Genomic DNA, 11,057 nt, shown 5'->3' on the forward strand with positions numbered 1-11,057 from the left:
CCGGCTGGCCGAAGAAAATGCATCGCTGCGCGAACAGCTGCAACGGTTCACGCATACCGACAGTGTGGAGCGCGTGACGGTGGTCGACAGTGCACACCAGGTGCAATACAATTACATTGTGGCCAGGGTAACCAATAACAGCATCCACCAAAAGAACAATTACATCACCATTGATAAAGGAAGAAAACACGGTATCCGCAAGGGAATGGGGGTTATTGGAGCGAAGGGCATTGTAGGGATTGTGCTCAATGTTTCCGAACATTTCTCCACGATCCAATCGCTGCTGCACAGTGAAAGCCGGATCAGTGCGTCACTGGAAGATAGTCAGGCCTTCGGTTCACTGGTCTGGGGGGACAGCTACGATGCCCGTTATGCTGCTCTTCGGGACATTCCCAACCACGTAAAAGTCCGCGATGGCGAACGCGTATACACTTCTGGGTATTCACTCTTCCCGCCCGGTATAGAAATCGGGAAGGTCGTTGACTCGGGGTCATCGGGCGGAGACAGCTTCTTGGATATCAGGGTGGAGCTGAGCACCCCTTTCCATAACCTGTTGCAGGTGTATGTGGTAGAAGATGTGTTTGCCGAAGAAAAAACGGCATTGGAGGCCTTAACTGATAAAGATGGCTAAACTACTGCTATACAATATTATCCGGTTTGTCGCATTGGTTGTGCTACAGGTATTTTTGTTCAAAAATGTCGGGTACTACAACCTGGCAACGCCTTTCCCTTACATCCTCTTTATCCTGCTGCTGCCGGTTGGTATCGGCAACTTTACCTTATATGCAATCGCCTTTGCAACAGGCCTTGTGGTGGATGCGTTTTACGACACTCCGGGCATCAATGCCGCGGCAGCCGTTGCACTCGCCTGGGGGCGTATTATATTCATGCGGATTACCCTGCAGACCGACAACTATGAAAGTTACATGACGCCCGCCTGGGGAACCGTGCCGTTTCGCTGGTTTTTTCTGTACGTACTTGTCCTCAGCTTATTCCACCACGGCGTGCTGTTCCTGCTGGAAACCTTTACATTCCATCAATTCCATTACACACTTATCCGTATTCTTTTAAGTTGTATCTTTACGGTTATTATCATTTTATTGTTTAGTTTGTTGTTTTACAGGAAAAAACAACGTTAATCGGGGGCGGTGGAATTCCGGAACCGGGTGATTTTTCAGGCGGCATAGTTTTATTTGATGAATAGTTTTTTTGCACGTAAATATATTATTCAGGGCATTTTCATTGCCGTCGCCATCATTATCGCTGCCCGGTTGTTTTACCTGCAATTGATTGATAATTCCTACCTCCTCTCCGCTAATAATAACGTCCTCCGCAAAGTGGTTATTTACCCGGCACGCGGCGTGATACTCGACAGAAACGGCGAAGTGCTGGTGCAGAATGAACCGGTATACGACCTGCTGGTTACTCCGCGGGAAGTCCAGGAACTCGATACTGCGCTGTTATGTGAATTAATCGGGATTGACCGGGCCGGATTTGAAAAGCGGATGACCACCGCCCGTAATTATTCGCCCTACAAGGCTTCCCAATTCGAAAAACAGATTCCGGCTTCCGCATACGCCCGGCTGCAGGAACACCTTTATAAATTCCGCGGGTTTTATGTGCAGAACCGGACGGTTCGTAACTATCCCGACAGTGTTGCGGCGCAATTTCTGGGTTATATCCAGGAGGTCAACGACCGCGATATCGAACGTTCCAATGGGTTTTACCGGCCGGGTGATTATATTGGGGCGAGCGGCGTGGAGAGTGCATATGAAGAACTGCTCCGCGGCCAGCGCGGTGTTAAAAATGTGATGGTGGATGCCTTCAACAGGCCCCAGGGTGTGTTCGCCGAGGGCAAATACGATACCGTTGCCGTTGCCGGCGATGAGCTGATCTCCTCCCTCGATAAGGAAATCCAGGTATTGGCGGAGAAATTGATGAAAAATAAGATCGGCAGTGTGGTGGCCATTGAACCCTCAACAGGGGAAATCCTGGCATTCGTCAGCAGCCCCGGCTATGACCCCAACATGATGGTAGGCCGCGAACGGGGAAACAACTATATGGAGCTGCTGTACAATCCCTATAAACCCATGTTTATCCGCCCGATCCAGGCCCAGTACCCTCCGGGATCGATATTTAAGGTGGTTAGTGCACTGACTGCCCAACAGGCCGGGATGATTGACGAGCACACGGTTTTCAACTGTCCGGGCGGATACCGCTACGGAGGCGGACGAGCCATTATGCGGTGCACCCACGTGGATGGCCCCACTTCCCTGGTCAAGTCCATTCAACGGTCGTGCAACACGTATTACGGTTATACCTATGCGCGGATGATCGACCAGCGCAACATGCCGTCAACCAAGGCATATGGGGCCTGGCGCGAGGCGATCATGAAATTCGGAATCGGACAGTCATTGGGCATTGACCTGCCCGGTGAAAAGGACGGCCTGCTGCCTACAGCCGATTTTTATACGAAACGATACGGTAATGACCGCTGGGGATCCGGATTTAACATATCCCTGTCCATCGGTCAGGGCGAGATGGGGGTCACCCCGCTGCAGATGGCCAACATTATGGCCATCGTAGCCAATCGCGGCTTTTATTACCGGCCGCACCTGATCAAGGGAATTGGCGAACGGAAGATCGTCAAACCGGAGTTTGCAGAAAAGGTATTCGCCGGGGTGGATGAGAAATACTACGAACCCGTCATCGAGGGCCTTAGCCGGGCGGTCAACGTTGCCGGCGGTACCGGCTACTCCGTCCGGATTGCCGACATTGAAATGTGCGGAAAAACCGGGACAGCACAAAACCCGCATGGTGCCGATCACGCGGTATTCTTTGCATTTGCCCCGCGTGAAAATCCGAAAATTGCCCTCGCGGTAGTCGTGGAAAATGCCGGATATGGAGGCACCTGGGCAGGCCCGATCGCTAGTATGCTTGTAGAAAAGTATTTAAAAGATACCATCACGCTGCCGCAGTATATTCAGGACCGGATCTACAAAGCCGACCTGCTTCCGAAGGTAGAAACCGAGCGGCGGGAAACGGTACAGGCAGGCAAGCCGAAACAACGTACACCCGCGCGGCACCTGGCGGATGAAATCGCATTTGTTGACCACCAATCCCGGGTAAGGAGAAATGAATAATCCACAGCGCAATAAGTTTTTCAGCGGCAATGTCGATTGGTTTACGGTATTGCTCTGGCTCCTCCTCTGCCTCATTGGATGGTTCAACATCCATGCGGCCGTATTTGACCCGGACAATCCCGGCATTTTCAATGTCAACACCAATTACGGTAAACAGTCCATTTATATTTTTTCGGCGCTTATCCTCGCATTGGCCATACTTGTCGTCGATGCCAAGTTTTACAGCTCGATATCGCCCGTACTCTATGGCATCACCTTGTTGCTGTTGGTGGCCGTACTGATCGTCGGCCGGAATGTCGGCGGAAACCAGGCCTGGATCCCCATTGGCAGTTTTCGGCTGCAGCCTTCGGAATTTGCCAAACTGGCGACCTGCCTGCTGCTGGCCAGGTACCTGAGCAATCACAGCAATAAAACACCCAACCTGAAAACGTTGATTACCGGTGCGGCTATCGTACTACTCCCCGTGGCCCTGGTTATGTTGCAGCCCGACACCGGCTCGGCACTGGCATTTTTTGCGCTGGTCTTTGTATTTTACCGTGAAGGATACATTTCGGGGCCGTGGATGTTGCTGGGCGGACTGGCAATCCTGCTTTTTGTACTGACGCTGGCGTTCAGTCAGTGGACGGTGATTTTGGCGATCGGCATATTATGTGGCCTGGGTTGCTATTATTTCCGGAAAAAACGGAAGATCATCACCAACCTCGCCGTGCTGTTTGTACTTTGCTCTGCCTATGTGTTTTCCGTTGAATTTGTTTATGAAAACGTATTGCAATCGCACCAGCGGAACCGGATCGATGTCATTTTAGGCAAAATAGACGATCCGCGCGGACAGGGATACAACCTGAACCAGTCCATGATTGCCATCGGCTCTGGCCAATTCTGGGGCAAGGGTTATCTCCAGGGCACCCAAACAAAGTTTAATTTTGTGCCCGAGCAAAGCACGGACTTTATTTTCTGTACCGTCGGTGAAGAATGGGGGTTTGTGGGCAGTATGGTAGTAATCGGGATTTACCTGACCCTCCTGCTGCGCATCATCAATATCGCCGAACGGCAGCGGACGGCCTTTGCACGGATTTATGCATACGGCGTAGCCAGCTTTCTCTTTTTCCATTTTGCCATCAATATCGGGATGACGATCGGCATTGTTCCCATCATCGGCATTCCGCTGCCATTTATCAGCTATGGAGGTTCTTCGTTATGGAGCTTTACCATCCTGCTGTTCATTATGCTCAAATTCGATTCAAACCGAAAGGGAATCGCCTAATCCGCAACAGGAATGTACCGGCGTGTGATGTGTTGCCGGATGTAAATAACAAATGCCAGCGCAATCAGCGCACCGGCTATCCCCTGGAATACGAGCGTATAATGAATACCCCATAACTGGGCCAATGCGCCGATCAGCAGACTCCCGATCGGGAATATCCCCTGGAATGCCATGATATAGTAACTGATGGCCCGCGCACGCAGCGCTGGCATCGCATGGGTCTGGATGTAGGTGTTGATACTGGAGTTCTGAACCATCATACCCATCGCAGCAAGCATGGTACTGATCAATGCAATGGGCAGCCAGGCGGCAAAGGAGAGCAGCAGGATCCCGAACGCAAATAAACCGGCAGCTTTCATCACACGGAACCGCAGGTTCGCGCCTGCTTTGAGCCGGGCCATGTAAATGGCACCGCACATGGCACCTAAGCCAGCGGCGCTCTCAAACCAGCTGAAGATTGTGGCATCGCCATTGTACATTTCGCGGGCAACAACAGGCAGCAACGTGGTATACGGAATAACCAGCAGGCTGGATGCACCCAACAGGAGAATCAGTGAGGAAAGATGCGGAGAGTGGCGCAGGTAATTAAATCCTTCCTTCAGTCCCTGCCACGCACTTTCCTGTTTTCGTGGAACCGGCCGTTCGACCAGCTTCATGGCAAAAAGCGAACCCAGTACAGCAATGAAGCTGACGAAGTTGACGCCGAAGCATACCGCCTCGCCAAAATTACTCAGCAATATACCACCCACTGCGGGACCCAGCATCCGGGCGGCGTTAAACGCCGACGAGTTCAGCGCGATGGCATTCGGAAGGTCAGCTTTTTCTGGCACCAGCTCGACCATAAGCGACTGCCGTGCCGTCACATCAAAGGTATTGATCACCCCCTGGATGAAACTCAGCACACCGATCCACCAAACGTTATAGTGTCCGATGAGGATCAGCAGCGTCAGCGCACCTGCCTGTAGCATCAGTCCAAACTGGGTAGTCAATACGATCCGGTAGCGGTTATGGCGGTCGACAAAATTACCGATAAATGGCGCTAGCACCAGCGATGGTGCCAAAGAAACAAACGAAACAAGCCCCAGGATAAATGCAGATTCAGTAAGCCGGTAAACGAGCCAGCTGACCGCAATACGTTGCATCCAGGTACCCATCAGCGAGATGGCCTGTCCAGTAAAATGAAGCCGGTAGTTGCGATGTTTAAGGGCTCTGAAAATATACATGCTTGTTGATTAGCGGCTGTATTCCGAATGCCGTATCCGGCACAAATTCCATACCACAGCACCGGGATGGGAAGAACAAAACACCCCATCAGCCGAAGTACCGCAACCGGCTTTTACAGTCCGACAATATTCCGTACCTTTACCATCGGTTTATATTTTCCTCATTTATCCACTGGATAACCTTATTACAACGCATATGAAATTTTTTATTGACACCGCCAACCTGGATCAGATCCGCGAAGCCCAGGATTTAGGCGTACTGGATGGCGTAACGACCAATCCCAGCCTGATGGCCAAAGAAGGCATCACAGGCAAGGCAAATATCATCAACCACTATAAAGCGATATGTGACATTGTGGACGGCGATGTAAGCGCCGAAGTGATTGCCACCGATTTTGAAAACATCATTAAAGAGGGAACGGAACTTGCCGCGCTCCATGAAAAAATCGTGGTTAAGGTGCCCATGATTAAGGATGGCGTAAAGGCGATCAAACATTTCAGCAGCAACGGGATCAGGACAAACTGTACGCTCGTATTCTCCACGGGACAGGCATTGCTGGCCGCCAAAGCTGGGGCTACGTACGTTTCACCGTTTATCGGCCGGCTGGATGACATCTCCACTGACGGCATCGGGCTGATCGAAGACATCCGGCTGGTGTATGATAATTACAATTTTGAAACCCAGATTCTGGCCGCCTCTATCCGGCATTCGACACACATTCTGGAATGCGCCCGGATCGGAGCCGATGTGATGACCGGTCCCCTATCCGCCATTCTCGCACTGCTCAAACATCCGCTCACCGACAGCGGACTTGCGCAGTTTCTGGCTGACCATGCCAAGGCCGCGGGGAAATAAGCAACGACACCGTTTTGTAAACCGGAAGTAAAGTAACCGCTTTTGCTTCCGGTTTTTTTTGCTTATCTTGTCAGCTTACGTATTTTTGCAAAACCATGTTGAGAGCTATCGACACTGCCCCGGTTTTGGCGAACGATAAATTTGTACGCCTGCTTCGCCAGCACAAGCTGAAGGTAACGCAGCCGCGGCTCTGTGTATTGGGTGTGGTTGCGGCAAAAGATACTGCCATTTCCCAACCCGAACTGGAGAAGCTGCTCGGCAATGAGATCGACCGGGTAACGCTGTACCGTGTGCTGGCGACCTTCGAGGAGAAAGGTATTTTTCATAAGATTTTTGACTTACACGGAACGGCTACATATGCCCTCTGTTCTACGGAATGTGACGAGCACCATCATCACGATGAGCACGTGCATTTCATCTGCTCGGCATGCAACAGCATCTATTGCCTCGATGACATCAAGCTACCCAAGATCAACCTGCCCAAAGGATATCAACTCAATTCGGTTGGCATTAATGCCGTTGGTCTCTGCGCGCAGTGCCGTTCGACGACAATCACCAAGTAACCGACAACAAAGCCCACACCATTTAACGGATTAGCTCAAGCGTTAAGCCATACCCCGCGGGTTGGCGACCTGCAACCCCATGTTTCCTTCCCCTATATTTTACGACGACTTCAGCCGGTAAAGTATTACTAAAAATTCAAAATATATCCTGCTAAAACTTTAACAAAGTTGTATTTAATATATTTAATACAAATTAATTAGATCAATATATATACATTAAAAATACACATATATATTTTAGCAGAAGGCGAGCTGATGCTGTCCTTTTAGGAGAAAACGCCTTTCAAGGCGCAGTAACAGCGATTAAAGCTAAAACAACCAATAAATAAATTGATAAAATTTTAGCAATACATATATAATTTATTTATAAACAACGAAATATCAATATTCATATAGAGTATAACATTTGATGCTGTTTTAGCTTAAATACGAAAGGTTCAGGTGATTGATATTTTTGTACTTTTAGCGAACACATGGCATGGATAAAAAAACAGGTTGCGCGGTTCGGTGCATTTTGCCGCACCGGGAAGGGTCGTATCTTCCTTGCATGCATCGTGGCTTTTCTGCTTGTGTTTTACTTTTCACTGCCCCGTCCCCTCTTCACTGCTCCTACCTCGTTCGTTGTTGAAGACGAGCGTGGCGAGCTATTGGGCGCCGCCATTGCGGCCGACGGACAGTGGCGGTTCCCGATAGCGGACAGCATTCCCGATAAATTCATAAAATGTATTGTCGCATTCGAGGATAAACGCTTCTGGTACCATCCAGGTGTTGACCCCGCCGCAATGGCCCGTGCCGTGATGCAGAACCTGGCAGGCGACCGGATTGTGAGCGGAGGAAGCACGCTGAGCATGCAGGTGATCCGGATGAGTCGCAATAAACCCCGTACCATCGGGCAGAAACTGATTGAAGCATTCCTGGCCATCCGGCTCGAGGCTGGATACAGCAAGATGGCGATCCTTAAGCTATACAGTGCCAATGCCCCTTTCGGCAGCAATGTCGTCGGACTCGATGCAGCGGCCTGGCGTTATTTCGGCCGCCCGCCCGCGCAATTGTCGTGGGCAGAAACCGCAACACTCGCCGTTCTACCCAATGCACCGTCACTGGTGCATCCGGGGCGTAACCGTGCACTGCTCCTCGCCAAACGCAACAGCCTGCTCGACCGGCTCGCGGCGAACCAGACCATCAGCACGGCCACAGCCGACCTTGCCAAGCTGGAGCCGTTACCCGAAAAACCGCATCCGCTTCCCCGGCTGGCTCCCCACCTGCTTGAGCGATTCAAAGCCGAATACCGGGATGCCGTGCCGGATACCCGCATCCGTACCTCGCTCAATGCCGGATTGCAACAACAGGTGGCACGCATCATCGACCGCCATCACCGCCACCTCAGCGCTAACGGCATCCACAATGCCGCGGCGTTGGTATTGGAAGTGGAGACCGGCCGGGCGATGGCCTACGTGGGGAATGTACACCATCCGCAGCATCCCGAAGCCGAAAGCCAGGTCGATATGATCACGGCGCTGCGAAGCCCGGGAAGCACGCTGAAGCCTTTGCTGTACGCGGCTATGCTGACGGACGGCTTAATCCTCCCGCACACGCTGATTCCCGATGTTCCCACACAGATCGGCGGTTACACGCCGCAGAATTACGACCTGGGGTATGATGGAGCAATTCCGGCTTCGCGCGCACTCAGCCGCTCCCTGAATATTCCGGCGGTAAAAATGCTGCAGCAGTACAAATACCAGCGTTTTTATCCGTTCCTGAAAAAAGTGGGAATCAGGAGCCTCGACCGGCCTGCCGATTTCTACGGGCTGTCCATGATTCTGGGCGGATGTGAAACAACCATGTGGCAGCTGGCGGGCACTTACGCCAGCATGGCCCGTACGTTGAACCATTATGCACGTTACAATGCCAATTACGATGCAGGCGACTATCATGCTCCCACCTATATGGACCGTATCTCCGAAAGGAAAGCCACGATAGAACGGTCGGCCGTCATTGACCATGCTTCTCTGTATTTTACATTCCAGGCCATGAATGAGGTTATGCGTCCGGGTGAAGAGGGATTGTGGGAGCAATTTGCTTCTTCAAAAAAAATCGCATGGAAGACCGGGACGAGTTTTGGCTTCCGCGATGGGTGGGCAGTTGGACTGACCCCAGGATACGTGGTGTGCGTATGGGTAGGCAATGCCGATGGCGAGGGACGACCGGGTCTTACAGGAATTGAAACCGCTGCCCCCATCCTTTTCGATATTTTTGACCTGCTTCCATCGACGGGCTGGTTTACCCCCCCGGTCGACCGCATGGTACAGACGCCTGTATGCCGCCAGAGCGGACATCTCGCCGGTGTCGACTGTCCCGATCCGGACACGGTATACCTGCCGGTAATGGGCCTTAAATCGACCGTATGCCCGTACCATCAGGCAATACATACCAACGTCGCAGGAAATCTGCGGGTAACCGCCGACTGCACACCGGCTGCAGGCATGGTGCGCCGACAGTGGTTCGTATTGCCCCCTGCCATGGCCTACTATTATAAAATGCGGCACAGCAACTACCGGGAGTTGCCGCCTTTTGCGCCCGGCTGTATTCCGGAAGACCAAAATCAGGTCATGGAAATGATTTATCCGAAGAACAATGCAAAAATTTACATACCTTTAGAGATCGATGGGCAGCGTGGCCAGGTGATTTTCAACGTCGCGCACCGCAGGCAGGATAGCCGGATATACTGGCATCTTGATGAAACCTTCGTCGGCGAAACGGAAAATTTTCACCAGCTGGCGCTGACGATTCCCGCCGGCGTCCATACCATCACGCTGGTGGATGCCAACGGCGCACGGATCAGCCAGCGATTTGAAATTTTAGCCAAATAAACATGCTCGAAGCAATTGATCTTCAACAGGTACTGGTACTTGATATCGAAACAGTGTCGCAAAAAGCGGTTTACGCGGAGCTGCCCGACCATTTCAGGGAATTATGGGCACATAAGGTAAAGCAGGCCCTCGAAGCGGACGAAACACCGGCCGACGTATACCCCCGCGCAGGCCTGTATGCCGAATTCGGGAAAATCGTCTGCATCAGTGTAGGGATATTTCACCAAAGCCAGGGGCGGCTATGTTTCCGCCTGAAATCATTCGTCCATACCGACGAGTCGGAATTATTGTCCGGTTTTGCGCAGCTGTTGCAGCAGCAGCCGCCAAATCTCATTCTCTGTGCGCACAATGGTAAGGGGTTCGATTTCCCTTACCTCTGTAAACGATTGCTGATTAACGGTCAGCCGATACCGGCCCAGCTCAACGTCATCGGCAAGAAACCGTGGGAAATTAATCACCTGGATACCATGGATCTTTGGCGGTTCGGCGACTTCCGCAGCAGCGCGTCACTCAGCCTGATCGCGGCGGCATTCGGTATCCCCACACCCAAAGACGACATCAGCGGCGCAGATGTATACCGGGTATACTATGAAGAAAACAACCTGGAGCGTATCCGTGTCTATTGTGAAAAAGATGTCATCACAACGGCACAGATCTTGCGCAGGATGCGCAATGAGCCGTTAATTGCACAAACGGATATTAGTTTTGCATAACCTTATTTGCATTAAAAAAACAACACACATGTCAACAAAAAAAACCAACGCTTTCCGACATATCCTGACACAGCTCATCTCGGACATATTCGAAAAATCAGGCAACAAACCACTGAATTACAAACAGGTGGCCGCCAAACTCAATCTTTCGGACCCCGAATCGCGCAGCGCCATCCATAGCATTCTTGAAGAGGAGTCGCGGACGGGACAGGGTGGTCGGTTCAAGGAAACCGAAAAAGGCAGGTATATCCTGAAAGAATTACAGGCATTTGTCATCGGCAAGGTAGATATGACGGCGGATGGTTCGGCATTCGTTATTCCCGAGGACGAGTTTGAAGACGATATTTATATCGCACCGCGCAAGCTCCGCCAGGCGCTGCACAGCGACCGGGTAAAGGTACACACCTATGAAAAACGCCGGGGTA

9 protein-coding genes and 1 pseudogene are annotated in these 11,057 nt (G+C 51.6%); 9 read left to right on the forward strand and 1 reads right to left on the reverse strand.

The features are described from left to right. From mreC to rodA, 4 genes are all read left to right on the forward strand, one after another. The coding region (gene mreC, locus ABWO75_RS12005) for a rod shape-determining protein MreC (protein WP_353185857.1) at nt 1–631 on the forward strand (631 nt) is incomplete at its 5' end. Next, nucleotides 624–1,139, forward strand: a complete 516-nt coding sequence (locus tag ABWO75_RS12010) for a rod shape-determining protein MreD (protein WP_257656889.1) — start codon at nt 624–626, stop codon at nt 1,137–1,139. The genes mreC and ABWO75_RS12010, both read left to right, overlap by 8 nt. Nucleotides 1,140–1,196: 57 nt before the next feature. After that, nucleotides 1,197–3,143 (forward strand): penicillin-binding protein 2, encoded by a 1,947-nt coding sequence (gene mrdA / locus ABWO75_RS12015; protein WP_353185859.1) that lies wholly within the window; start codon nt 1,197–1,199, stop codon nt 3,141–3,143. Continuing rightward, nucleotides 3,136–4,407 (forward strand): rod shape-determining protein RodA, encoded by a 1,272-nt coding sequence (rodA, locus tag ABWO75_RS12020; RefSeq protein WP_353185861.1) that lies wholly within the window; start codon nt 3,136–3,138, stop codon nt 4,405–4,407. Before mrdA ends, rodA begins: the two co-directional genes overlap by 8 nt. On the opposite strand, the gene ABWO75_RS12025 is transcribed toward rodA, so the two are convergent. Then, nucleotides 4,404–5,630: an MFS transporter gene (locus tag ABWO75_RS12025; protein WP_353185863.1), complete on the reverse strand. Its 1,227-nt coding sequence runs from the start codon at nt 5,628–5,630 to the stop codon at nt 4,404–4,406. The genes rodA and ABWO75_RS12025 overlap by 4 nt on opposite strands. A 196-nt stretch (nt 5,631–5,826) precedes the next feature. Between ABWO75_RS12025 and fsa the strand changes: the two genes are divergently transcribed. The 5 genes and pseudogenes from fsa to ABWO75_RS12050 all read left to right on the forward strand — a co-directional run. After that, the gene (gene fsa / locus ABWO75_RS12030) at nt 5,827–6,486 is read left to right on the forward strand and encodes a fructose-6-phosphate aldolase (protein WP_353185865.1); all 660 of its coding nucleotides are present in this window, start codon (nt 5,827–5,829) and stop codon (nt 6,484–6,486) included. A 95-nt stretch (nt 6,487–6,581) separates the two neighbouring features. After that, a complete protein-coding gene (locus ABWO75_RS12035; protein ID WP_353185867.1) occupies nt 6,582–7,049 on the forward strand; it encodes a Fur family transcriptional regulator in 468 nt (155 codons plus the stop codon). Nucleotides 7,050–7,522: 473 nt separating this feature from the next. Further along, nucleotides 7,523–9,919: a penicillin-binding protein 1C gene (pbpC, locus tag ABWO75_RS12040; protein WP_353185869.1), complete on the forward strand. Its 2,397-nt coding sequence runs from the start codon at nt 7,523–7,525 to the stop codon at nt 9,917–9,919. A 2-nt stretch (nt 9,920–9,921) separates the two neighbouring features. Beyond that, complete coding sequence (locus tag ABWO75_RS12045; RefSeq protein WP_353185871.1) at nt 9,922–10,632, forward strand: 3'-5' exonuclease; 711 nt, start codon at nt 9,922–9,924, stop codon at nt 10,630–10,632. Nucleotides 10,633–10,660: 28 nt separating this feature from the next. Then, nucleotides 10,661–11,057 (forward strand): annotated as a pseudogene (locus ABWO75_RS12050) (ribonuclease R); the annotation flags it as partial.

Origin of the sequence: Parapedobacter lycopersici (genome assembly GCF_040395035.1) — a bacterium.
GTDB classification, from domain to species: Bacteria; Bacteroidota; Bacteroidia; order Sphingobacteriales; family Sphingobacteriaceae; genus Parapedobacter; species Parapedobacter lycopersici_A.

Coding starts and splice junctions, on each gene's coding strand:
- mrdA (WP_353185859.1), top strand. CDS start 1,197: ATGAATAGTTTTTTTGCACGTAAATATATTATTCAGGGCATTTTCATT.
- ABWO75_RS12010 (WP_257656889.1), top strand. CDS start 624: ATGGCTAAACTACTGCTATACAATATTATCCGGTTTGTCGCATTGGTT.
- ABWO75_RS12025 (WP_353185863.1), bottom strand. CDS start 5,630: ATGTATATTTTCAGAGCCCTTAAACATCGCAACTACCGGCTTCATTTT.
- ABWO75_RS12045 (WP_353185871.1), top strand. CDS start 9,922: ATGCTCGAAGCAATTGATCTTCAACAGGTACTGGTACTTGATATCGAA.
- fsa (WP_353185865.1), top strand. CDS start 5,827: ATGAAATTTTTTATTGACACCGCCAACCTGGATCAGATCCGCGAAGCC.
- rodA (WP_353185861.1), top strand. CDS start 3,136: ATGAATAATCCACAGCGCAATAAGTTTTTCAGCGGCAATGTCGATTGG.
- ABWO75_RS12035 (WP_353185867.1), top strand. CDS start 6,582: ATGTTGAGAGCTATCGACACTGCCCCGGTTTTGGCGAACGATAAATTT.
- pbpC (WP_353185869.1), top strand. CDS start 7,523: ATGGCATGGATAAAAAAACAGGTTGCGCGGTTCGGTGCATTTTGCCGC.